General features: G+C 69.8%; 20 protein-coding genes and 1 pseudogene. 7 read left to right on the top strand and 14 right to left on the bottom strand.

The annotated features are described in order from the left end of the window. Positions 1-82: 82 nt before the first annotated feature. Positions 83-853 carry a cobalt-precorrin-6A reductase gene (locus tag QA861_RS46260; protein ID WP_334594816.1) on the bottom strand — a complete coding sequence of 257 codons (771 nt, stop codon included), beginning with the start codon at positions 851-853 and terminating at the stop codon, positions 83-85. A gap of 35 nt (positions 854-888) precedes the next feature. On the opposite strand from QA861_RS46260, the gene QA861_RS46255 reads away from it, so the two are divergent. From QA861_RS46255 to QA861_RS46245, 3 genes and pseudogenes are all read left to right on the top strand, one after another. Next, a complete protein-coding gene (locus QA861_RS46255; protein ID WP_334594817.1) occupies positions 889-2055 on the top strand; it encodes a cobalt-precorrin-5B (C(1))-methyltransferase in 1167 nt (388 codons plus the stop codon). Between the two features lie 141 nt (positions 2056-2196). Next, complete coding sequence (locus QA861_RS46250; protein WP_334594818.1) at positions 2197-4125, top strand: potassium channel family protein; 1929 nt, start codon at positions 2197-2199, stop codon at positions 4123-4125. Positions 4126-4318: 193 nt separating this feature from the next. Further along, positions 4319-5950 (top strand): annotated as a pseudogene (locus QA861_RS46245) (nuclease/transposase family protein). A gap of 232 nt (positions 5951-6182) precedes the next feature. On the opposite strand, the gene QA861_RS46240 reads toward QA861_RS46245, so the two are convergent. The 7 genes from QA861_RS46240 to QA861_RS46210 all read right to left on the bottom strand — a co-directional run bounded on the left by QA861_RS46240 (position 6183) and on the right by QA861_RS46210 (position 13001). Continuing rightward, a complete protein-coding gene (locus QA861_RS46240; RefSeq protein ID WP_334594819.1) occupies positions 6183-6533 on the bottom strand; it encodes a DUF6415 family natural product biosynthesis protein in 351 nt (116 codons plus the stop codon). Beyond that, entirely contained in the window at positions 6530-6757 is a 228-nt protein-coding gene (locus QA861_RS46235) for a hypothetical protein (protein ID WP_334594820.1), read from the bottom strand. The genes QA861_RS46240 and QA861_RS46235 overlap by 4 nt, the downstream gene beginning before the upstream one ends. Before the next feature lie 674 nt (positions 6758-7431). Next, positions 7432-8619, bottom strand: coding sequence for a helix-turn-helix domain-containing protein (locus QA861_RS46230; protein WP_334594821.1), 1188 nt, complete (start codon positions 8617-8619; stop codon positions 7432-7434). A 100-nt stretch (positions 8620-8719) separates the two neighbouring features. Beyond that, positions 8720-9361 (bottom strand): HAD family hydrolase, encoded by a 642-nt coding sequence (locus tag QA861_RS46225; protein WP_334594822.1) that lies wholly within the window; start codon positions 9359-9361, stop codon positions 8720-8722. Between the two features lie 175 nt (positions 9362-9536). Further along, the gene (locus QA861_RS46220; protein ID WP_334594823.1) at positions 9537-10028 is read right to left on the bottom strand and encodes a DUF6023 family protein; all 492 of its coding nucleotides are present in this window, start codon (positions 10026-10028) and stop codon (positions 9537-9539) included. Between the two features lie 46 nt (positions 10029-10074). Continuing rightward, positions 10075-10662, bottom strand: coding sequence for a hypothetical protein (locus tag QA861_RS46215; RefSeq protein WP_334594824.1), 588 nt, complete (start codon positions 10660-10662; stop codon positions 10075-10077). Between the two features lie 503 nt (positions 10663-11165). Next, positions 11166-13001, bottom strand: coding sequence for a S9 family peptidase (locus tag QA861_RS46210; RefSeq protein ID WP_334595174.1), 1836 nt, complete (start codon positions 12999-13001; stop codon positions 11166-11168). Between the two features lie 135 nt (positions 13002-13136). On the opposite strand from QA861_RS46210, the gene QA861_RS46205 reads away from it, so the two are divergent. Further along, complete coding sequence (locus QA861_RS46205; RefSeq protein WP_334595173.1) at positions 13137-13955, top strand: SURF1 family protein; 819 nt, start codon at positions 13137-13139, stop codon at positions 13953-13955. Between the two features lie 51 nt (positions 13956-14006). Here QA861_RS46205 and QA861_RS46200 read toward each other — a convergent pair whose 3' ends face one another. From QA861_RS46200 to QA861_RS46185, 4 genes are all read right to left on the bottom strand, one after another. Beyond that, positions 14007-15065 (bottom strand): hypothetical protein, encoded by a 1059-nt coding sequence (locus QA861_RS46200; RefSeq protein ID WP_334595171.1) that lies wholly within the window; start codon positions 15063-15065, stop codon positions 14007-14009. A gap of 644 nt (positions 15066-15709) precedes the next feature. Further along, positions 15710-16375 (bottom strand): SigE family RNA polymerase sigma factor, encoded by a 666-nt coding sequence (locus tag QA861_RS46195; protein WP_334595170.1) that lies wholly within the window; start codon positions 16373-16375, stop codon positions 15710-15712. Positions 16376-16720: 345 nt separating this feature from the next. Next, complete coding sequence (locus tag QA861_RS46190) at positions 16721-17716, bottom strand: aspartate-semialdehyde dehydrogenase (protein WP_334595185.1); 996 nt, start codon at positions 17714-17716, stop codon at positions 16721-16723. Positions 17717-18081: 365 nt separating this feature from the next. Further along, a complete protein-coding gene (locus QA861_RS46185; RefSeq protein WP_006373442.1) occupies positions 18082-19362 on the bottom strand; it encodes an aspartate kinase in 1281 nt (426 codons plus the stop codon). A 235-nt stretch (positions 19363-19597) separates the two neighbouring features. Between QA861_RS46185 and QA861_RS46180 the strand changes: the two genes are divergently transcribed. After that, positions 19598-20338, top strand: a complete 741-nt coding sequence (locus tag QA861_RS46180; RefSeq protein ID WP_334595168.1) for a response regulator transcription factor — start codon at positions 19598-19600, stop codon at positions 20336-20338. Then, positions 20335-21690 carry a sensor histidine kinase gene (locus QA861_RS46175; RefSeq protein ID WP_334595167.1) on the top strand — a complete coding sequence of 452 codons (1356 nt, stop codon included), beginning with the start codon at positions 20335-20337 and terminating at the stop codon, positions 21688-21690. The genes QA861_RS46180 and QA861_RS46175 overlap by 4 nt, the downstream gene beginning before the upstream one ends. A 28-nt stretch (positions 21691-21718) precedes the next feature. Here the strand turns inward: QA861_RS46175 and QA861_RS46170 are convergent, their stop codons facing one another. After that, the gene (locus tag QA861_RS46170; RefSeq protein WP_334595165.1) at positions 21719-22216 is read right to left on the bottom strand and encodes an SgcJ/EcaC family oxidoreductase; all 498 of its coding nucleotides are present in this window, start codon (positions 22214-22216) and stop codon (positions 21719-21721) included. 285 nt (positions 22217-22501) lie between these two features. Between QA861_RS46170 and QA861_RS46165 the strand changes: the two genes are divergently transcribed. Then, positions 22502-23494, top strand: coding sequence for a DUF8094 domain-containing protein (locus QA861_RS46165; protein WP_334595163.1), 993 nt, complete (start codon positions 22502-22504; stop codon positions 23492-23494). Between the two features lie 49 nt (positions 23495-23543). Here the strand turns inward: QA861_RS46165 and QA861_RS46160 are convergent, their stop codons facing one another. Beyond that, on the bottom strand, positions 23544-24125 hold the full coding sequence (locus tag QA861_RS46160; RefSeq protein WP_334595162.1) for a Uma2 family endonuclease: 582 nt from the start codon (positions 24123-24125) through the stop codon (positions 23544-23546). Between the last annotated feature and the right edge of the window lie 9 nt (positions 24126-24134).

Below are 24134 nucleotides of genomic sequence, written 5' to 3'. Positions count from 1 at the left end.
CAACGCCCGCACCACCCCGCCCCGGTTGGAGTCCCACCCGGGGACCCAGGCGGGAGCCGCGCCCGCACCCCGGCCGGGGCGGTCAGCCCGGCTCGCACGGCGCGGGACAGCCACCCAGCCGCAGCGCCCGCACCGCCTCCTCCGGCCCCTCGACCACGCGCACACCCTCGGGCACCGCCGGGCGCCGTACGACGACCACCGGGACGCCCGCTTCCCTCGCCGCCGTGAGTTTCGGGGCGGTGGCCGGGCCGCCGCTGTCCTTGGTGACGAGGACGTCGACGCGGTGGCGGCGCAGCAGTTCGCGTTCGCCGTCGAGGGTGAAGGGGCCCCGGTCGAGCAGTACCTCCATGCGGGCGGGGTGCGGAGCCTGTGGCGCGTCGACGGTACGGACGAGGAACCACAGCTCGTCCAGCGCGGCGCCGGCGAAGGCCGCCAGGCCCAGGCGCCCGGTGGTGAGGAACACGCGCCGGCCGAGCGTGGGCAGCAGCGCGGCGGCCCCCTCCAGGGAGCCGGCCCCGTGCCAGTCGTCGCCCTCGACCGGCACCCAGCCGGGACGCCGGAGCGCGAGCAGGGGAACATGGACCGCGGCGGCGGCCCGCGCCGCATGGAAACTGATCGTCCCGGCGAAGGGGTGGGTGGCGTCGATGAGCACGTCCACCCGGTGCGCGCGCAGCCACTCGGCGAGCCCCTCGGCCCCGCCGAAACCGCCGACGCGCACCTCGCCGGGCGGCAGCCGGGGCGCGGAGACCCGTCCGGCCAGCGAGTTCGTCACCCGGAGCACACCCTCTTCGGCCGCCAGGAGCTCGGCGAGACGGCGGGCCTCGGCCGTTCCGCCCAGGATCAGTACGTGCACGAGGACCGGGTTCCCTTCATGAGCGGCGAGTGGTGATGAGCGGCAGCGAGGCCAAGGGCGGCAGCGAGGCCAGGGGCGGGCGCGGCGCCCAACTCAAGCACACCGGCCTGCGCCCCGGCTGGACCACCGGCGCCTGTGCGACCGCCGCCACGACAGCGGCGTACACCGCCCTGCTGACCGGCGACTTTCCCGACCCGGTGACGATCACGCTGCCCAGGGGCCAGACACCGGCGTTCGCGCTGGCCACCGAGGAGCTGACCGGCTCGTACGCCATGGCGGGCATCGTCAAGGACGCGGGCGACGACCCGGACGTCACCCACGGCGCACTGGTCCGCGCGACCGTGCGCCGACTGCCCGCCGGGTCCGGCGTCGTCTTCCGGGCCGGTCCGGGCGTCGGCACGGTCACCCGCCCCGGACTACCGCTGCCGGTCGGCGAACCGGCGGTCAACCCGGTCCCCCGGCAGCTGATGCGCGACCACGTGGCCCGGGTGGCGGCCGAACACGGGGGGAGCGGCGACGTCGAGATCACCGTCTCCGTCGACCACGGCGAGGAGATCGCCAGGTCCACCTGGAACCCGCGTCTGGGCATCCTCGGCGGCCTGTCCATCCTGGGGACCACCGGGATCGTCGTCCCCTACTCCTGCTCGGCGTGGATCGACTCGATCCGGCGGGGCGTGGACGTGGCCCGGGCCGCCGGGCACACCCATGTCGCCGGGTGCACCGGCTCGACCTCGGAGAAGACGGTCGTGGCCGCCTACGGACTCCCCGAGCAGGCCCTGCTCGACATGGGCGACTTCGCGGGAGCGGTACTGAAGTACGTACGACGTCATCCCGTCGACCGGCTCACGATCTGCGGCGGGTTCGCGAAACTGTCGAAGCTGGCGGCCGGTCACCTGGATCTGCACTCCGCCCGTTCGCAGGTCGACCTGGGCCTCCTCGCCGAACTGGCCCGGCGCGGCGGCGCGAGCGAGACACTGGCCGCCGAGGTCACGGGCGCCAACACCGGCCTCGCGGCACTGCAGTTGTGCGCGGCGGCCGGTGTCCCGCTCGGCGACCTGGTCGCGGTGGCCGCACGCGACGAGGCCCTGACCGTGCTGCGCGGGGCGCCCGTCGCGGTCGACGTGATCTGTATCGACCGGGCGGGGCGGATCGTGGGCCGCAGCGGGGTGTCCGACGGGGTGCACAACGGGGGGCGAGCCTGACCGCGGATTTGATCATCCGACGGGCCCCGGCCCGCAACCGCCCGTCCCGGTACGGCAGTCTTCTCCCTCGTGGCGATCCTGGGGAACCTTCCGAGTCAGAGCGGGCCGAACGGGCCTCGTACCGGTGATCCCGCCGCGCACATGATCGTGGCCGGGGACGACGGGCTCGCCCACCGTCTTGCCCACGAACTCCGCAACGTCTACGGCGAGCAGGTCACACTCGTCGTCCCGCCCTCGGAGCGGAACGTACGGCCACCGGTGGTCGTCCGGGCCGCCGGAACCGCGTCGGCGCTGCTCGACCGGATGTCCGCGGCCGTCAACCGGGCGGCGGGCAACGGGACTACGGGCGGGGCAGGCAGTAGTGAACCCGGGCCGCACGCAGGGATGTTGGAAGCCGTCGAGGCGACCGAGGCCGTACTCGCCCAGGCGGGCGCGGAGCGGGCCGCGGCCCTGGCCCTCGTGTACGACGACGACGAGACCAACATCCGCGCGGCACTCACCGCCCGCCGCCTCAACCCACGACTGCGGCTCGTACTGCGGCTCTACAACCGACGGTTGGGCCAGCACATCGAGGAACTCCTCGACCAGGCATCGGTGTTGTCGGCGGACCCCGGCGACGGCACGACCGAGCCCGGCGATCTCGACGCGTCGACCACCGTCCTGTCCGACGCCGACACCGCCGCCCCCGCGCTCGCCGCCACCGCCATCACCGGGACCAGCAAGGTCGTCCAGACCGACAGACTGCTGCTGCGCGCCGTTGAACGGCAGCCACCGGCGCCGGGCGAGGTCGCCGACCCCGGCCTGCACACCCTCGCCCTGCTCTCCGCCACGAGCAGCGACCCGGCCGGTGCGGACGGCTCCGAGGGCAGCGGTGACCAGGGACCCCGGCTGCTCCCCGACGCGGCCGCGGTCGCGGCGGCGACCGGACGCGGAACGGTCGTGCTGCAACAGGTGTCGTACGCGTACTCCGGGACGTCGATGTCGGGCGGGCGCGGGCGGGGCGTCGTGCCGCCGTTCGCTTCCCTGTTCTCCCAGCGGCTGCGGTGGTCGCTGGCCGGGATGGTCGGGTGCGTGATCGCCCTCGCCATCGCGCTGACGATCGCGACGGGGGACCATCCCGTCCACGCGACCTACCTGACCCTGCTCGACCTCTTCGCGATCAACGACCCGGCGCTCGGCGCCTCGATGCCCCGCCAGATCCTCCAACTCCTCTCCGGACTCGTCGGGTTGCTGCTGCTGCCGGTCCTGCTGGCCGCCGTCCTGGAGGCGCTCGGTACGTTTCGCAGCGGATCGGCGGTACGGAAGCCGCCGCGCGGGCTGAGCGGGCACGTGGTGCTGCTCGGGCTCGGCAAGATCGGTACCCGGGTGCTGACCCGGCTGCGTGAACTGAACATCCCGGTGGTGTGCGTCGAGGCGGACCCCGACGCGCGCGGACTCGCGACGGCACGGCGGCTGCGGGTGCCGGTGGTGCTGGGCGACGTGACCCAGGAGGGCGTCCTGGAGGCCGCGAAGATCAACCGCGCGCAGGCCCTCCTCGCCCTCACCAGCGCCGACACGACGAACCTGGAGGCCGTCCTGTACGGGCGTTCCGTACGGCCCGACCTGCGCGTCGTCCTGCGCCTGTACGACGACGACTTCGCCACCGCCGTGTACCGCACCCTGCGCGCGGCGCACCCCGGCGCCACCACCCGCAGCCGGAGCGTGTCGCACCTGTCGGCGCCCGCGTTCGCCGGGGCGATGATGGGCCGCCAGACGCAGATCCTGGGCACGATTCCCGTCGAGCGACGGGTGCTGCTGTTCGCCGCGATGCGGGTGGGCGGGCATGCGCAGTTGGAGGGGCGGACGGTCGGGGAGGCGTTTCGGGCGGGGTCGTGGCGGGTGCTGGCGCTGGACACGGGGGTGAGCCCCGGCTCCGAGGGCGCCGGGGAGGACGCCCGGCCCTCGGGGCTGGTGTGGGATCTGCCGGCGACGTATGTGCTGCGGGCGGAGGACCGCGTGGTGCTGGCTGCCACCCGGCGGGGGTTGGCGGAGCTGTTGGGTCGGCGGCGGGGGGAGCGGGCGGGCATTTAGAGCTGCTGCCGCGGGAGCGCGTGTAAGTGCGTTCTGGTGAGCGGGAGTGAGTGCTGCTGGTCTCGGTCGTGTCGCGCGCTTCGCCCGTAGGGCCGGTTTCAGTGAGGAACTGACGTTCCTAGGTCGAATGCGTGACCTTCCCGGGTGGTGCTCGTTTCCCACGGCGACGGGATCTTCGGGCGGGGGTGGCGGGGTGGGTGAGCTGAGGAGTATCGCGGCGTCGTTCGTCGCGTCCGGTCCGTCCGGTGTGGCCGTGCGGACCCGCCTCAAACTCCTGACGCCGGGCGATGAGAAGGTGCTGCGGCTGGTGGGGGCGCATCTGGGGTCGCTGGCTTCCAAGGACCTCAAGACACGATGCCGGGACGGCCTGTCGCCTTCCGGTGCGGCGTGGGCGGTGCGGAAGCGGGAGTTGACGCCACTGTCGTCATCGCGGTGGGCGGGCAGTATCACCAAAGCCACCCATGACCAGTGGGCGCTGGCCCGGCGCTGCCAGTCGGCGCATGTCCAGAACCTGGAAGCAGGCGTCCGCGCCATCGAGCGCCGCCTGTCCCTGCCGGTCGGGCAGAAGGGGACAAAGAAGGCGCCCGGGGGTTACCGGTCCCAGCGGGAATGGCACGCGAAGTCCCGGCGGCTGCGGGTCCTGGAAGACCGGCTTGCCGCCGCACGCGCCGACCGCGAGGCCGGTGTCGTGCATGTCGTGCGCGGCGGCAAGCAACTGGCCCGCACCCGCCACCACCTGGAGGCGGCCGGGCTGACGGAGTCCGCGTGGCGTGGGCGGTGGGAGGCGGAGCGCTGGTTCTGCCAGGCGGACGGGGAGTCCTGGAAGCGCTACGGCAACGAGACCATCCGTATCAGCCCCGACGGCGAGGTCAGCATCAAACTCCCCGCACCGCTGGGGTATCTGGCGAACGCCCCGCACGGCCGGTACGTCCTCGCCTGCCGGGTCGTGTTCGCGCACCGGGGCGGCGAGTGGGCGGACCGCGTTGCGGCGAACCGGGCGATCGCCTACCGCATCCACCTGGACACGGGCCGGGACCGCTGGTACGTGACAGCGTCCTGGCAGATCCCGCCCACCTCGACCGTGCCGATGGAGGCCGCGCTCGCCCACGGGGTGATCGGCGTCGACATGAACGCCGACCACCTCGCCGCCTGGCACCTCGACACCCACGGCAACCCCACCGGCAGCCCGCGCCGCTTCTCCTACGACCTGACCGGTACCGCCGGACACCGCGACGCCCAGGTCCGCCACGCCCTCACCGGCCTCCTGCACTGGGCCCGAACGTGCGGCGTGAAGGCGATCGCGGTGGAAGACCTGGACTTCACGGCGGAGAAGACCCGGGAGAAGCACGGCCGCAGGAAACGCTTCCGCCAGCTGATCTCCGGCATGCCCACCGGCAAACTCCGTGCCCGGCTGTCCTCGATGGCCGACCAGTCGGGTATCGCGGTCATCGCCGTCGACCCCGCCTACACCAGCCGGTGGGGTGCCCAGCACTGGCAGAAGCCCCTCACCACAACCACCTGTAAGACAACTCGCCATGATGCTGCTGCCGTGGCGATCGGAAGGCGCGCCCAGGGACACCCGATCCGGCGACGGACGACACCGCCCCCACCACCCCGGAGAGATGCGGTGGGGCATCGGACCGTCCAGGCCGGACCAGGAGTCCCTGGACGTGAGGAACCCCGCCCCCGCATCCCCGGACCACGGACACGATCCGTGCCGCCCGGACGCGGAGCGAACGCGGGCAACCAGAACGCCCAACACCGTCCGGGGCGTTCGGCCGAGCATGAGTTTTGGCAACAAGACTCACTCCCGCTCAGTCTCTAGGAACGGTGTAGGTTTTCGCCCCCGCCGCATCTACCGGGCCCGTCCTGTGCCCGCGATCCGTGCGTGACAGCGGCAGCGGACACGGAGCAGGACGCCCGTGCTCTGCGACAGAAGTACGTCATCGGTCTGACAGCGCCTGCCGTGCGTGTCGGTGCAGTCGAGAAACTTCGCGGCCGTGCACTCGGCGGACAGCGTCAAGTCTTCTGCGGATCTGGCGCTCATTGCCCAGCTGCTATGCGCCGCGCAGGTTCTCGTAGTGGTCGCACAGGGCATTCAAGGAGCGGGAAAGACGGCGCGCGTACGCGAGGTGGGAACTCAGGCCGGGGCTCGGCTTGATGCGCAGCTTCCTGCACGTCTCGGAGATGGCCATCCGGGCGTCCGCGCGGATGAGGGTGTCGTCACCGCGCCGTGCGGAGGCAGCCCGCCCCACTTCGGGGATGATGAGCGCCAGGTGCCCCCGCAGCATGAGCATCAGCGTGTGAAGTTCCTCCACGGAGGGCACCGCGGCGTCTGGCACGAGCAGTCGGTACGCGCTGGCGCGCATCGTCTCGACGTCCAGGGGCAGGGAGGTGTTCGCCGTCACAACCACTCTCCCCGTGAACGAGCGTTGGCCACCGCGACGGCCGAACTCAGAGCGTCGGCGTCGGTGACGGGCCGGAGATTCTCCGGCCGCGCATCCCATTCCCGGCCACCACCGACCGGCCGCACCTGTACGTACGGCCCCTCACAGCCCATGACCTTGCCGATCCTGCCTGTGTCGGCGTCCTCGACGGTGTCGCCCAGATTCGGCTTGTACACGGTCACCATCACCGAGCCCCCTGCGCCGACAAGGCCAGCGCTCGCGCCTGTCCGTTCGGTGGAAAGGCGTGAGCGCGCACCGGAGTGGCTGCGCCCGGCTCGATGTCCCGAGCGGGCACCGACACCAACTCTTGGCGCTGAGCCCTGCGACGTCGGGCATGGATGAGGATGGCTCCCCACATCTCCGGCGACGGATCGCGCGCGATCATGCCTGAGCCGTCTTCCCGGTCCGCATCAGGAGTGGGACTGCTGGATGCAGCCGGCCCGAGCAGGAGTGTTCTCACCCGTTCGAGCAATCGTGGTACAAGGTTCACGTCGACTCCTTCGTAGTCGGCCATGCCCCGGGGTGTTCGCGCACCGCCGGGGCCTGCTGGCGTCTCTCCCAACGGAGGTCACGCCGAGGTCATGCCGCTCGGCACCCGCACGTGACGATCTGCCACACGCGGGTGCTGCCACGGACCACTACGTGTCCGGCCGTGCGCAGGGTCTTGTTGACGGCCCCGCAGTGGAAGCAGAGCTCACCGTGCAGTCGAACGAGCCTCACGCGCTCGTCAACGACCGTCGGCACGAGCGGGAGTGCGTTGGGCATCCCCGATTCCCATCTGTTGGTTCCTACGCATGTGACAGATGGTGGGGTCCGACAAGAGGCACAAGTACCCCAGTGAGGGGTAGTTGGGGGGCGCTCAGGTGGCAGCGCACCATTCGGCGAAGCTGGTGACGCTCTCCGAGTCGGAACGCTTCAAACGACGAAGCGTGCCAGCGTCCTCACGGACCCACCGGTGTTCACGCGTGTGCTGCGGGGCGATATGCCGCGCGACCTTCAGCGACTCGAAAGCATCATCCGCGAGCCCGGACCATAACTGGGCCCGGGCAAGCTCGATGTAGAAACCGGAGCGACGTTCAGCCGGAAGGTCTTGGGGCGGCTTCCACTCCCCTGCGACGTCAAGGGCGCGGTGAACGTGGTCGGTTCCAAGACTGACGGCGACAGACACCTCGTGGATACGGACGGACTCGGGACCGAACGCAGTGCCGCAGTACACGTCTTCCTGCACTTGGTCGGCAAGTGAGCGAGCCTCGCCAAGGTGAGTGGCGGCGGCGGAGGGATCATGTGCCCGGCCCGCAATGACGGCCGCTCGCATGTGTAGTGCGCCGCGTGCTGCGATCTCCGGCGTCGTACGAGCGGCTGGTGCGGAGTCCAGGGCCTGCTCCAAGGCACGCAGTCCCGCAGCGTGTGCACGTGCGGCGAAGAAGGTCTCGGTGCGCACGTAGGCGACGGACGCGGACAGAAGCGGATCGCCCGCCTCGGGCCCGGCCCACCGCATGAGATCGATCAGGCGCGCGGACAGGTCGCGGGCGCCGAACTTGTACGCGACGGCATCCGCGGAGCGATAGGCCCTGACCAGGAGTCCAGCCAGTTCGGCTCGCTCTACGGCGGAAGCCGAGTGATAGCCGCGGGCAAGCTCGCCGAGGAGTTCAGGCAGCTCGCGGGCGATGCGGGTGTACTGCGCTGCCAGTCTCCAGCGGGCGGCTTCGGCGACAGCTGCCCGCAGCTCAGGGACAGGACGGACCGGGCCGTCGTCGGGAAGGTCGTACGTCGCGATCGCCGCAGACAACGCGGGCAGGGCGTCGTGGACGCGAGTGCGAGTGGTGTCCCGGTCGGCGAGGAGGAGAGTGGGATCGATACCGAGAGCGTCTGCGATGGCTTCGAGGGTGGTGCCGCTGACACCGCGCTCACCACGCTCGATCTTGCGGATGGTGCCGAGTGCCACGCACGCGGCAGCCGCCAGTTCTTGCTGCGACATCTTCGGACGGACAACACTGCGGTAGTAGGCGATCCGCCTTCCTACCCCGCCGCCGGTGGGTGCAGCCATGGTTGCTCCAGTTCAGGGCCTCACGCTGAACCGTACCTGGGCCGAGACACAGCGAGGATGCGAACAGCCCCACTGGGCTGGCTGTTGGGGCCGACCGCTGTCAGCCACCGACGATCTCCGTGAGCTGGGTGAGGCTGTCGATCCGCCAGTCCGCCATCGCGACGACATCCGGGTCGTTCGCCCATAGATGTCCCCACGGGCCACGCCGGATGTGAGCGACGCGCAGCCCGGCCGCCTTCGCCGGGAAGACGTCGTTGGCAGGATGGTCGCCCACGTACACGGTCTCGTTCGGTGCCGCCTGGGCTACGTCCAGAACACGCTCGAAGAATGCCGGCTGGGGCTTCGCGACACCCCACTCCCCCGACGTCACGATCAGGTCCGACGGGAGACCCAGGCCGCGAAGTAGCTCACCTGCACGAGCCGTCTGGTTGCCTGCGATGATGACGCGCACCCCGAGCTTCCGCAGTCCGGACAGAGCAGACCGTACGTCACCGTAGAGATCGCTCTCATCGAGCTGCTCACCACGGCCAGCAGCTTCGCGGGCCCGATATTCGGCGTCGATGTCGATGTCCGGCCGAACAAGACGAAGGGCGTCGGCGTTGTCGCGGCCCTGGGCCACAACAGCACCGACGAGCGCGGAGAGGGTGTGGCGGGGGACGGCCAGCCAATCGGCCCAGGAAGCCCAATAGCGATCGTCCCGGGTGATCGTCTCTCCGATGTCCAACACAACGGTCTCAGTCACTTTGCGAGCCTAGAACACATGCCCTCAGCTTCACCCGCTTGAGCGTCCAGCCCTGGAACTCGTCATCCCAGCCGTGCACCAGCGGGCCTCGCCTCAACTCCGGCGCCAGCCATGCCCGTTGCCAGGCCCTCGTACGAGCGTCCCAGTATCGCTACTGGGACGCCCCATGCCCGGATTACAGGGCGTCGATCTGCCAAGCGATCACACCGGTCGCCCCCTTGGCGCCGTTAACGTTGATGCGAACCAGCTTGTCCACAGTGATCCGCTGCTGGACCACTGACTTATCACATGGCACCGAGGCCGCTGTACCAGCGTTTGTGGGCACGAACTCCAATTCTGCGCTACCACTGCCAGCGCAAATCAAGTTGAGCCGATAAATCTTGCCCTTGCTCAGCCCGGGTTCGGTGTGAATACCGTCGGTCACACGTTCCACACCAGCCTCGACAAGCGCCCCGCCGTGAACGGCGGCGAGGGCCGCCTGAGCCTGATTGGTGAGTTCTTTCTCCGACGGCCCAGTTGCCGTTGGAGTCGAGCGCGATGGAGGCAACTGTGAAGAACTCTCAGCTTCGCCCCCGACACTGTCGGATTCTGTGCACGATGTGAGCAGGAAAGCCACCACTACGGCGCTTCCGGCGAGCCGGACCGCACGCAGGTACGAAGATGTCATGAGTTGGTTTCCCAAAAGTGCCAGCCGGTTTCATCTGTGGGTAGCGTCACAGTACCGCGACCGATCTCTTGAGGAGCGCCGCAGCCATCACGGATGGATCGGTACCTCTTCCAGCTCGTCTTATATCCCAGGAACCGTACTGCATGTGCCCATACTTGTTGCTTTTGATCGGGCGGGTATAGGTATGACCTGTAGAGACAGACACGCTGCCAGCAACCTTGACGGAAATCGTGGTCTTGGCCTTCGCAAGGAGGGCTCCGGCCGACCATTCGCCACTACCCGAGACTTCGAGGGATATAGTGCCGGTCTTGGTCACGGCAACCGTCATGGTGCCGCCCGGCCCATCCTTGAACTTGGTCCCGTTCCACCACGAAGGAACGAAATATGCCTTATTGGATGAGAACTCGTACCACGTCCGCGGGCCGTCACATATACGCGTATCCCTATCGTTAATCGGCTTGTCAGTCCCGTCTTCCCAGCCCGGTTTGTCATTGATCTCCGTCGCCTGGTCGACAGAAACGGCCGCGCCATCCGCCGCCTCTTCCTCTGCGGCAGCAGTTCCTGCAGCCCCAAAGCAAAGAAGCAGTGCGGCAATGGCAGCGCCGGTCGAAGCACGCCGCGAACCGATGCCCATGTGACACCTTTCCGGTGGACCGCCCCCGTGGCGATCAAGCACACTGACACTATGCGCAGGGCATGCACGCGACAAGCAGATACCCAAGGTCCTGAGGGTAACTTGAGGGTATAAAGTCTGCTGGCCTCCTTCTCTCCGAAGTGGAAGCTCCAGACGCCAGACCGACGCACCAATTTCGGTAATTGTCGGGCTAAATATGGCGCTGATGGTGGCCATGACCCAATCCATTGGCGGCACCCCACCGCTTGAGCCCCTGCCGCCCTACTACCGCGAGATCCTGGCTCTCTACCGCCACTGAGCCGCAGCACACCGAAGGCTTGCACACCCTGCTGAAATTCCTGGTCAACCACAGCATGTTCGCCGAACCCGGGCTGGGGCGGGGCCGGGGCCGGGGCCCTTCAGCTCGCCGACCACGAGGCGAAGGGCGCTCGGTGTAAGCAGAGCGCAAGTACAGCGACGATCACGGCACCGTCGCCATAGTCGGCTCCCAGAACCCCGTCGACTCACGCCCCCAAATGCCGCTCCACGAACTCCAGTTCAAGCCGGACCTGCTTGATCCGCTCGTCCACCACCAGGGAGCCGTGTCCTGCCTCGTAGCGGTACACCTCGTGGACCGCGCCCCGGGACTCCAGGCGCTTGACGTAGTTGTCGATCTGGCGGATCGGGCAGCGCGGGTCGTTCACGCCGGCCGAGATGTACACCGGCGCGGTCACCGCGTCGACGTATGTCAGGGGTGAGGACGCCTCGAAGCGTTCCGGGACCTCCTCAGGGGTGCCGCCCAGCAGCGTGCGGTCCATCGCCTTCAGGGCTTCCATCTCGTCGTGGTAGGCCGTGACGTAGTCCGCGACCGGCACCGCCGCGAGGCCCAGTGCCCACGCTTCGGGCTGGACACCGAGGCCGAGCAGCGTGAGGTAGCCGCCCCAGGAACCGCCGGAGAGGATCAGCCGGTCCGGGTCCGCGAGGCCCGAGCTCACCGCCCATTCCCGTACCGCCGCGATGTCCTCCAGCTCGATCAGACCGACCCGGTGCTTGAGGGCGTCGGTCCACTCACGCCCGTACCCGGTGGAGCCCCGGTAGTTGACCCGCACCACCGCGTACCCGTGGTCGACCCAGGCCGCCGGGCCCGCCGCGAACGAGTCGCTGTCGTGCCAGGTGGGACCGCCGTGGATGTCGAAGACCGTCGGGAACGGGCCGTCCGCCCCCGCCGGCTTCTGCACCAGGGCGTGGATACGGCCCCCCGGCCCCTCCACCCACACGTCCTCCACGGGCACCGAACCCGGCGACTTCAGCCCGGGCGGATCCAGGACCACCGCTCCGGTCGTCGAGCGCACCGACGACGGCTGCGCCGACGACGACCACAGGTACTCCACGCTGCCGTCGGGCCGGGCCGTCGCCCCCGAGACCGTGCCGGCGGGCGTGGGCACCTTCACCAGTTCGCGCGAGCCCAGGTCGTAGCGGAACAGCTCGCTGCGCGCCTCGAAGCCGTGGGCGATCAGGAGGCCCGAGCCGTCCGGATACCACTCCGCGCTCACATCACCCGGCAGTTCGAGGCCGAGGTCCGTCTCCTCCCCGCTCACCACGTCCCATACGAGGGGCTCCCAACGCCCGCGCCGCTGATGCCCGACGAGCAGCCGTGTGTCGCCCTCCACCGGCGCGAAGCCCAGCACCTCCAGGCCCAGTTCCTCCGCGCCGTCCTTGGTGTCGTCGAGTTCGGCGACCGTCGTACCGTCCGGGCGCAGGACGCGCAGCGCCGAGTGCATCGCGTCGCCGTGTTCCGTGTGCTCGATCGCGATCAGCGAACCGTCGTGCGAGAGGTCACCGACGCCCGCCGACTCACGGTGCCGGTAGATCACGGTCGGGGACGCGCCGGCCACCGCCAGATGGATCGTCGTACCGTCCTCGTCCGTCGAGCGCCCCACCACCGCCGTACGACCGTCCCGGGCCAGCGCGAGCCCCGCCGGGTACGAGGCGTCCAGGCCGGGCGTCGCCAGCTCGTCCTCGGCGTCGTCCGCGCCGCCCCCGAACGGCTGCCGGCGCCACACGCCGAACTCGTCGCCGTCCTTGTCGTCGAACCACCAGATCCACTCGCCGTCGGGCGACAGCACGCCGTCCGTCGTGCCGTTCGGCCGGTTCGTCACCTGGCGCTGCTCGCCCGTGGCGCGGTCCCAGGCATACAGCTCGTACGTGCCCGTCGCGTTGGACACGAACAGGGACCGGTCGGGCGCGTCCTCCGCCCAGTCGGGCAGCGACACCCTCGGCGCCCGGAACCGCTTCTCCCAGTCCGGGACGGTCGTGTCGGACGTATGCGTGGTCGGCGTGGACCCGTTGCTCTCAGCCATGGCCCCATACTGCCCGCCCGGCACGACAATCCGCCGCCGAGGTCCCCAGCCTGTGGACAACTCGGGCTGTGGACGCTGTGGACAACTCCGACCCCGCGAGCCCGGCGCCCACCCCCGCCCCGTACCTTGGAAGGCGTGTACCGGTTTCTGCTGACGCCCCGTTGGTGGGGGATCAACGTCTTCGTGCTGCTCGCCATCCCCTTCTGCGTGTTCATGGGGTCGTGGCAGCTGAGCCGGTTCGAGGACCGGGTGCAGGACCACAGGACCGCCACCAAGGAGGTCTCCGCCGAGAAGGGGGAGGCCGCCCGGCCGCTGGCCGAGCTGCTGCCCGTCGACGAGAAGACCTCCGGGGACCGCGTCACCGTCACCGGGCGATACGCCGAACAACTGCTCGTCCCGGGCCGACAGCTCGACGACCGGGACGGCTACTACGTACTGACCCTGCTGCGCACCGACGGGGGCAGCGCGCTGCCCGTCGTACGGGGCTGGCTGCCCGGTACCGCCGACCCCGCGAAGGCTCCCGCCCCGCCGACCGGCGAGGTCACCGTCATCGGTGCGCTGCAGGCGTCCGAGTCGCCGGGGTCCAACGGTGTGAGCGCGGTGGGCGGTCTCCCGGCCGGGCAGACCGGCGCGATCAGCGCCGCCTCGCTGGTGAACCTCGTGCCGTACGACGTGTACGACGCCTGGGTCACCCTCGACAAGGGCGACTCGGGGATGAAGGCCGTACCCGCGACCGCGCCCGCGAACACCGGGCTCGACCTGAAGGCGTTCCAGAACCTCGGCTACACCGGCGAGTGGTTCGTCTTCGCGGGCTTCGTCGTCTTCATGTGGTTCCGGCTGGTGCGCCGCGAGGCGGAGTTCGCCCGGGACGCGGAGCTGGGGATCACGCCGCCCGACGAAACGCCCGCCGAGACGCCCTCCGCGGAACCGACGCGGGAAGGCGCCAGCGCCTGACCCGGGCTGGACTGGACTGGCTGTGACGCGTGGCCGACCCGTACGGGACCGCTACGACGTCGCCGCCATGACCCCGGTCTTGTACACCGTGCCCGCGCACGCGTTCGACACCGTCGCCGTCACCGTGGGCGAGCCGGCCTCCGCCGTGTAGGACACCGCCACGCTGCCGTCGGCGACTGTGCCGTCCTCCGTCAGCAGCTGGGCCGAGGTGCCCGTGTCGCCGCCGGTGGAGGTGGTCGCGGACGAGTCGGTGCTCTCGCTCGGGGTGGGCGCCGGGGACTCCGTGGAGCCGCCCGTGGTGCCGCCGTCGGAGCCGGTGCCGGTCGTGGGGCATGTCTCCGAGGGCACCCAGGCGAACTGCACCGTGTACGCCGCGCCGGGTGCCAGCACCAGTCCGCTGACCGAGAGGCCCGGGTCGGGCAGGCCGCTCGCCGCGTCCCCCGCCGTGTGGTCGGCGGTGCCCACCTTCGACGAGTCCGCCGCGCCCTGCGCCAGCGGGGACACCGTGCCTGCGCCGCCGACCGTACAGCTGGCGCTGGAGACGTTGACGACCCGGAACGTGCCGTAGACCACACCGCTGGCGTCCGGATCGCCGACCGAACCGGTGGCCGAGCCCAGCTGGGTCGCGTCGCAGATGGTCGACGTCACGGCACTGGACGTCGGATCGGCGCCGCCGGTCGTGCTGCCGCTGCCGCTGCCCTTGTCCGGGTCACCGGCGCCGCCCGAGGGAGTGCTCGACGGCTTGTCCTTGACCGTGCCCGAGTTGCCCCCGGACGTGCTCTCGCCGCCGTCGGGGCCCTTGCTCGTGCCCTTGTCCCCGTCGGTCGCCGAGCCGTGGCCCGCGATGACGGAGGGGTCGGACGCGGCGCCGGTGACGTTCGAGACGTGCAGGAGGGCCGGGACGGCCGTGCCGATGAACAGCGCGGCGGCGGCCAGACCGATGGCGGCGTGCCGCTTGCGGGCCCGTCGGGCGGGCACCGCTTGCCGAAGATGGTCCAGCACCGCGTCGGTCGGCTGAATTCCGCCCACCGCCTGGTGCAGCATCGTGCGCAGTGCCAGCTCTTCCGAGCCGAGCCCGTCCAGGGCCTCGTCGTCGGGGCCGTGATTCACAGTTCCGTTCCCAGCGTGCGATTGCTTGTGCTCTTGGTCGTGGCGGCCTGGTCCGGTGACTCCGGCCGGCCAACTCCCGTTGGATCGGGCCCCCTTGCCGGAAACCCTACCGGCCCGGAACTCCACGGGCCGGAAACCGTCGCTCCCCCAGCCGACACCCCCGTGCCCTTCACGCCCGGCTACCGCCGAGCCCGAATCGCCGTGTTCCGAGCCCTCACCTTCGGAGCCCTCGCGTCCCGGCGCCTCGTGTCGCGAGACCCGGGGTTCCGAGACCCCGTGTCCCGAGACCTCGGATGCCGAGACGTCGTGTCCGGAGACCCGGGGTTCCAAGACGTCGTGTGCCGAGACCCCCGGCTCCGAGACCTCGTGTCCCGAGACCCCCGGCTCCGAGACCTCGTGTCCCGAGACCCCCGGCTCCGAGACCTCGTGTCCCGAGACCCCCGGCCCCGAGACCCCGGGTTCCGAGATCCCGGGTTCCGAAGCCTCCGACCCTCGCGCTTCCGGCCCCTGCGCCTCGGCCCCCCGTGCCCGGTCCTTCTCCTGCCCCTGCACCGGTTCCTGCACCGGTTCCTGCGCCTGGTCCCGCTCCCGCTCCCGCTCCCGGTCCTGGCCCTGGTCTTTCCGGTCCTGGCCTTGATCGCCGCTCATGCCGGTTCCTCCATGGCGATGCGCAGCGCGGCGATGCCCCGTGAGCCGTACGCCTTCACCGAGCCGAGCGATATGCCCAGCGTCTCGGCGACCTGCGCCTCGGTCATGTCCGAGAAGTAGCGCAGGACGAGGACCTCGCGCTGGCGGCGCTGCAGGCCCTTCATCGCCTTGATGAGGGAGTCGCGCTCCAGCAGGTCGTACGCCCCCTCCTCCGCGCTCGCCATGTCCGGCATCGGCTTGGAGAGAAGCTTCAGGCCGAGGATGCGGCGGCGCAGCGCGGAGCGGGAGAGGTTCACCACCGTCTGGCGCAGATAGGCGAGCGTCTTCTCCGGGTCACGGACGCGCTTGCGCGCGGAGTGGACCCGGATGAAGGCCTCCTGGACGACGTCCTCGCAGGACGCGGTGTCGTCGAGGAGGAGCGCGGCGAGGCCGAGGAGGGAGCGGTAGTGGGCGCGGTACGTCTCGGTCAGGTGATCGACCGTCGTCCCCGCCGCCACGCTCTCGTCAACGCCGTCACGCTGGTTGGGTATGCGGGCCGGCCGCGCTGCGGGCATCGGCGCGATCACCGGCATGCCGCCGTGCGTACCCGGCACGCGGGGTCGGCGGGGCGGACGCAGGGCTGTGCCGCGCGTCGCCGCTCTGAAGTCCAGTACCTCTGCCACGCATGTTGGACACGCATCCCCCCGTCAGGGTTGTACGCATCCGGCATCACTTTTGCGTCATCCGACACAGCCACCCTCATGCGTCCCGCTCTTCCCCTAAATCCATGGTCACCGCGCGTCCCCCGCATGGTCACGACGTCCCACGCCCCGGAAGGGCGACCGCAAAGACGCTCCCCGCCACCCGCGCGGTTGCGGGCAGCGGGGAGCAAAACTTCTGTTCGCGCCGTTCTCACCTGGATCCTACAAACGTTTTCTGCCGCAATCAGAGTGGTTTCCGACAAGATCAACAGATCGCTACGGACCGGCACAGAGCGTTACCCGCAGGTCAGGCGGGGCCGGGCGCGGTCAGGCCCGCTCGGCCGCCACCAGCTCGGCGATCTGTGTCGTGTTGAGCGCGGCGCCCTTGCGCAGATTGTCGCCGCACACGAAAAGTTCCAGCGCGGTCGGGTCGTCCAGCGACCGCCGGACCCTGCCGACCCAGGTCGGGTCGGTGCCGACCACGTCCACCGGGGTCGGGAACTCCCCCGCGTCCGGGTTGTCGAACAGCACGACCCCGGGCGCGGTGGCGATGATCTCCCGGGCTCCGGCGACGGTGACCTCGCCCTGGAAGCGGGCGTGGACGGTCAGCGCGTGCGCGGTGACGACCGGCACGCGTACGCAGGTCACGGCCACGGGGAGCTTCGCCAGGCCGAGGATCTTGCGGGACTCGTCCCGCAGCTGCATCTCGTCCGACGACCAGCCGTCCGCTTGGGCGGAACCGGCCCACGGTACGACGTTCAGCGCGACCGGCTCGGGGAACGGGCCCGTCCCGTCGCCCACGGCCCGCCGTACGTCTCCGGGGCTGGTCCCCAGTTCCGTACCGGCGACCAGGGACAGTTGCCGGCGCAGGGTGTCGACGCCGGCCCGTCCCGCCCCGCTCACCGCCTGGTACGTGGAGACCACCAGCTCGCGCAGGCCGTACTCGGCGTGCAGCGCGCCCAGGGCGACGATCATCGACAGGGTCGTGCAGTGCGGGCTGGCGATGATCCCGCGCGGGCGCTGCCGTACCGCGTGCGGGTTGACCTCGGGGACGACGAGGGGGACGTCCGGGTGCATCCGGAAGGCGTTCGAGTTGTCGATGACGACGACGCCCTTGGCGGCGGCGATCGGCGCCCACCGCTCGGCGATGTCCTCGGGCACGGAGAACATCGCGACGTCGACGCCGTCGAAGGCCTCCTCCGACAGCGCCACGACCTCGACCTCCTCGCCACGCACGGTCAGCTTGCGGCCGGCCGATCGCGGTGAGGCGACGAGACGGATCTCGCCCCAGATGTCCGCGTGCTGGGACAGGATCCGGAGCATGACGGCACCGACGGTGCCGGTCGCTCCCACAACCGCGAGCGCGGGCCGCCCGGCGGACCGGGGCACGGCGATCGCCCCGGACGCGGACACCCGGGGTCCGGCTGTCGCCCCGGACGCGGACACCCGGGGTCCGGCTGTCGCCCCGGACGCGACCGACCCGACCCCCACCGACCGGGGCGCAGCCGACCGAGGCCCCGCCGAACCGGTCACGCCGGCCCACTCGGGCACACCCGTCGATCGAACCGCGACCGCCCCGGGCACGGCGATCGACGCGGACTCGGCCGACCGGGACGCGGCCGACCCAGGACCGGCCGGACCGGTCACGCAGGCCCACCCGGGCAAACCGGTCGATCCGGGTGGAGGCATCAGCGGCCGGTGCCTCCGTAGACGACGGCTTCGTCGCTGTCGGAGTCGAGGCCGAAGGCCGAGTGGACGGCGCGGACGGCCTCGGGGACGTCGTCCTGGCGGGTGACGACCGAGATGCGGATCTCGGAGGTCGAGATGAGCTCGATGTTCACGCCCGCGTCGGACAGCGCCTGGAAGAAGGACGCGGTGACGCCCGGGTTGGTCTTCATCCCCGCGCCGACCAGCGAGATCTTGCCGATCTGGTCGTCGTAGCGCAGCGAGTCGAAGCCGATCCCGCCCTTCGCCTTCTCCAGGGCGTCGATGGCCTTGCGGCCCTCGGACTTGGGGAGGGTGAAGGAGATGTCCGTGAGACCGGTCGACGCGGCCGACACGTTCTGCACGATCATGTCGATGTTGATCTCCGCGTCCGCGATGGCCCGGAAGATCACCGCGGCCTCGCCCGGCTTGTCCGGGACGCCGACGACCGTGATCTTGGCTTCGGAGACGTCGTGGGCGACTCCGGAGATGATGGCGTGCTCCACCTGCTGGTCCCCTTGCCACTCGGGCTTCTCGTTGCTGACCCAGGTGCCCGGCAGTCCGGAGAAGGACGAGCGCACATGGATCGGGATGTCGTAACGGCGGGCGTACTCCACACACCGGTGGAGCAGCACCTTGGAGCCGGACGCGGCCAGCTCCAGCATGTCCTCGGAGGAGATCCAGTCGATCTTCCGGGCCTTCTTCACCACGCGCGGGTCGGCGGTGAACACACCGTCGACGTCGGTGTAGATCTCGCACACCTCGGCGTCGAGGGCGGCGGCCAGCGCGACGGCGGTGGTGTCCGACCCGCCGCGCCCCAGCGTGGTGATGTCCTTCTTGTCCTGGCTGACGCCCTGGAACCCCGCGACGATGGCGATGTTGCCCTCGTCCAGCGCGGTCCGGATACGCCCCGGCGTGACATCGATGATCCGGGCTTTGTTGTGGACCGAGTCGGTGATGACGCCTGCCTGGCTGCCGGTGAACGACTGGGCCTCGTGACCCAGGTTCTTGATCGCCATGGCCAGCAGTGCCATGGAGATCCGCTCTCCGGCGGTCAGCAGCATGTCGAACTCACGCCCGGCAGGCATCGGAGACACCTGTTCGGCGAGATCGATCAGCTCGTCCGTCGTGTCGCCCATCGCGGAAACGACGACGACCACCTGGTGGCCGTTCTTCTTCGCTTCCACGATTCGCTTGGCGACGCGCTTGATGCCCTCGGCATCGGCTACGGATGAGCCTCCGTACTTCTGCACGACAAGGCCCACGTGCGCTCCTAGCTCAGTCCGTCTGCGGTCGGCTCAGTCTAACGAGCGGCCGAATTCCCCTTACGGGATATCGCATGGTGAGATGTCCCGCTCACACAGCGATCTTCGGCCGCTCCAGCGGAGCTCCTGCCCATCCGCCCACGGAATACTCGCGAGACGCGCGTCAGACACGTGTGACCTGTGACGTCGACCGTGAAACAAGTGTGAATTAAGTTTCAAGGATTAGAGTGCGGCTGTGCGCGTACTCCTGGTGGAAGACGATGAACCCGTGGCCCAGTCGCTCCGTCGCGGCCTGCTGCGCTACGGCTTCGAGGTGGCGTGGGTCCCCACGGGCGGCGCGGCACTCAGCCACTCCGAGCCGTACGACGTCGTCCTGCTCGACCTCGGCCTGCCCGACACCGACGGCCTGGACGTCTGCAGGGCGCTGCGCGAACGCGGTGACGTCCCGATCATCGTCATCAGCGCGCGCAGCGACGAGACGGACCGGGTGGTCGGCCTGGAGCTCGGCGCGGACGACTACGTCTCCAAGCCCTTCGGCGTACGAGAGGTCATCGCACGCATAAGGGCGGTGATGAGGCGCGTACAGCCGCGCGCCCATGCCGACGCCGGCCCCGACCGGTACGGCACCCGCCTGACGGTCGACCGCAAGGCCGCCCGGGTCCGCCTGGACGGCGACGAGGTCGCCCTCGCGCCCAAGGAGTACGACCTGCTGGCCTTCCTCACGGAGGAGCCGGGCGCGCTGATGTCGCGCGAGCAGATCATGGAGGCCGTCTGGGACGCGAACTGGTTCGGGCCGACGAAGACGCTCGATGTGCATGTGGCGGCGCTGCGGCGGAAGCTCAAGGGCGCGATCGCGATCGAGGCGGTCCGGGGCGTCGGCTTCCGGCTGGAGATCGCCAAGGACGCCGAGCACGGCGGGAACGGCGGGAACGGCGGGAACGGCAAGGGCGGCGACGAGAGCTCGGGCGTCTCATGAACCGCCAGCTCATCCGCAGCTACATCCTGCTCGTCGCGGTCGCCATCCTGCTGTTCACGGTGCCGGTGGCGTTCACTCTCACCGCGCAACTGCGGGGCGACACCAGGCAGTCCGTCCTGCGCGAGGCCAACACCATGGCGTTGCTGCTGGGCAACGGGGACCACATCTCGTGCGAGGCCCTGACCGAGGTGGCCGAGGCGTACGGCGAGTCGACGCCCGGCATGGTCCAGGTCACCCCCATCCGCGACTGCGCTCCGGACCTGCCGAAGCCGGCCGCCGACGCCGCGCTCACCCGGGCCGTGGAGCGGAACGAGCCCACCACCGACTGGGGTTCCGACTTCATCTGGGGCAAGCACCTGACGATCACCGTGCCGGCGCAGGGCGAGTCGGCCGTGCGGATCGTGTACTCGACGTCCGACATGACCAAGCGGCTGTGGAGCATCTGGGGTTTCCGGGCGGGACTCGCCGTGCTCGTCCTGGCCGCCGCCGCCGCGATCGGCGCGTACGCCGCCCGCCGCATCACCGCTCCCCTCCGTGAACTCAACGGTATGGCCAGCAAGTTCAGCGACGGCGACCTCACCGCGCGCTCGCCGGTGACGGGCCCGCCGGAGACCCAGACGCTGGCCCGCACCCTGAACCAGGGTGCGGAACGCCTGGACACGCTGGTCGCCTCGCAGCGCATCTTCGTGGCGGACGCCTCCCACCAACTCCGTACCCCCCTCACGGCGTTGCGGCTGTCGCTGGACAACATCGCGGACGGCACCGACGACGAGTTCGTCCGGGAGGACGTGGAGCAGGCGACCGCCGAGGTGGTCCGGATGAGCCGGCTGGTCAACGGGCTGCTGGTGCTGGCCCGGGCCGAGGCGAAGGTCACGGCGGCGGAACCGCTGTCCCTGGGGGACATCGTGGACGAGCGTCTGTCGGTGTGGAGGCCGGCCGCCGACGAGCGAGGAGTCACCATCGCGCTCTGGGGGAGTGCCGACGGCCGGCTGCTTGTGCTGGCCAGTCCCGGTCATCTGGACCAGGTGCTGGACAACGTTCTTTCGAACGCCCTGGAGGTCTCACCGGACGGCGGGGCGATCACCGTACGGGCCGAACCTCGGGGCGACTGGCTGGAGTTGACGGTCTCGGACGGCGGTCCCGGTATGTCGGACGCCGAGAAGTCCCGTGCCTTCGACCGCTTCTGGCGCGGCCAGGGCCTCACCGGGCGCTCCGGCTCGGGCCTCGGCCTCGCCGTCGTCAAACAGCTGGTGACGGACGACGGCGGGACGGTGGCCCTGGCGGACGCGCCCGGGGGCGGGTTGAGCGTGGTGATCAGCCTGCGGGCGGCGGCTCAGAAGAGCGCCGGCTGACCGGGATCGTTCCGGTCCCTCCGGTCGATCAGCCCTCGGGCATCATCGACGAGTGGTGGTTGACGATCAGCCACTGGCCGCCACGCTTCTCGTACTCGTACGTGTAGCGGGCGTCGACCCGCCGCTTCTCGCCGGTCTTCGGGTCCGTGAGGATGAAGTAGTACGAGCCTGCGTCGATCGCCGAGTTGTCGTCCACGACGTTGATGTACGACTTGATCTTCTTGCCGACCGGCTTGTTCTCCAGGAAGTGGTCGAAGTAGTCGGCGATCTCGGCGGGGTTGGTACGGATCTTGTTGGAGACGGTCGGCAGCAGCACCGCGTCCTTCGCGTACCGCGCGGTGACCTTCTTCGAGTCGCCGGTCTGGAGGGTCTTGTTCCAGCCGTCGAAGAGAGCGGCGATCTGCTTCTTGCTGGCCTTCTTCGGCTGCTCGGCACCCGCCGCGCTGACCCCGACCGTCACCGTGGCTGCGGTGACAAGGGCGGTGGCGGTGACGAGGGCGGCGCGTATGCGGGTCTTGCGGGTCATCGCAACTCCTGTACGGGTGAAGGGTGTTCACCTCCTCCGCAGGTCCTGCGGTGGAAGTGACTCCAGCTTCTCTTTCCGCTGGTTAGCGCCCGTGCAAGGGACGTACAGGGGGCGGGAAGGACGATTCCAATTCACGTAGCGCGACGAATCGTCACGTTCCGGATCGGACGGGTTACACCATCGGTCCGCCGATCCCGCCCAGGACGCTCACATTCACCCCAGTACGGTGAGCCCGGCCCCACAGGCCGCCCCGACTCCCGCCCCTCCCTGAGGAGAAGCCCCCGTATGACCTCCCGGCAGAAGCTGTTCACCCTCGGCACGACGACGACGGCGGTGGCCGCCGCACTGGCTCTCACCGGATGCGGCGCCGGCTCGAAGGACAGTGCCGACGGCGCCGCCGCGAGCCCCGCGGCGAAGGGTGCTGTCACCGAGGCGCAGGCGGCGAAGATCCTCGGCACCTACGAGTCGGTCAACAACAAGGCCAACGCCCAGCAGGACTCAGCTCTGTTGGGCACCGTCGAGGGCGGGCAGCTGTACGAGCAGAGCAAGGCCGACTACCGCCTCTTCGAGACCAAGTCGAAGAAGGAGCAGGCCGAATACCGCAAGCCCTTCCACTACACCGGCATGAAGTACTGGATCCCGGCGGGCAAGGACTGGTTCGCGGTGACGACCAAGGCAAGTGACTCCAAGAGCGAGGCGCTGCTGGTCTTCGGCAAGGAGTACGACGACTGGAAGATGATGTCGGCCGTCTACTCGGAGGTCCCGCTCCCGGCGATCGCCACCGACGACTCGGGCCTCGCCACCGCCGTCGACGCCACCACCCGCGTCGGCTCGCTCACCCCGAACCAGATCTCGGCGGCGTACGAGGACCTGTACGCGACCGGCGGCACTAAGGCCGGCGCGGGCATCTCGCACACCACCGAGGCCGCGAAGGACGCGATCGAGACCCACACGAAGCGCGACAGCGGCAAGAACGCGAAGTTCGCGACCACGGCGTACGTCACCACACCCACCGAGTTCGACACGGTCTACGCCCTGCGCCTCAAGGACGGCGGCGTCCTGGCGGCGCTGCCGACCGCGCACGCCTCGCAGTACGTGCTGAAGGCGTCGTACCGCGAGAACTACGACATCACCCCGACCGAGGTGGAGTCGGTCTTCAACGGCCGCGACCGCGACACCGTGGTGAACACCTACCAGGGCATGGCCCTGGCCACCCTCCCGAAGACGGGCAAGCCGTCGGTGACGGCACGCGAGTACCGGATCGTGGACTCGCAGTAGCAACGCTCGTCGGGGATGGGCGCAAGGGGAGGGAGGGCGGCGGGAGTTGTCAGTCCACGAACTCCTTGAGGGGCTCGGTGTCGAGGGCGAGGTTCACGGGGGCCGGAATCTCGACAGTCGATCCGAACGGCTTGTTCACTTGTTGCCGGTAGCGGCCACCCTCGGGATGGGTGAAGACGGTGACCGAGCAATCGTCTCGGTCGATGAGTAGGTACACGGGGATACCAGCGGCGGCGTAGCCATCAGGCTTGTCCACACGATCACGCCGAGCGGTGTCGGCATCCCAGGAAGTCACCTCTACAGCCATCAGGACCGCCCCTGTTTCCGACCACTCCCCGTGGCCTTTGAGAGCGCCTCGTGGGACAAGTACGCCATCGGCTCGGGCCCGCCCCTTCCGATAGCGCTCCGTCTGAAGACCTCGTTCCGCGTGCAGCCACATGTCGGGGCAGTGCTGCATACACAGCCGCTGCAGCCAGGCGACGATCTCACTGTGATTGCCGTCGGGCATGGGCTTGACGACGACCTTCCCATTGATGAATTCCAACCAGACGGTCTCGGGCGCCCGGCGTTCAAGCTCCTCGAAGTCCTCGACGGACATCTGCGGCCGGTGCTCGGTGGTCCTTGGGGTCATGGCGTCGCC

It is taken from the genome of Streptomyces sp. B21-083 (assembly GCF_036898825.1).
Classification (GTDB): domain Bacteria; phylum Actinomycetota; class Actinomycetes; order Streptomycetales; family Streptomycetaceae; genus Streptomyces.
This window is presented reverse-complemented; position numbering and strand designations above follow the sequence as displayed.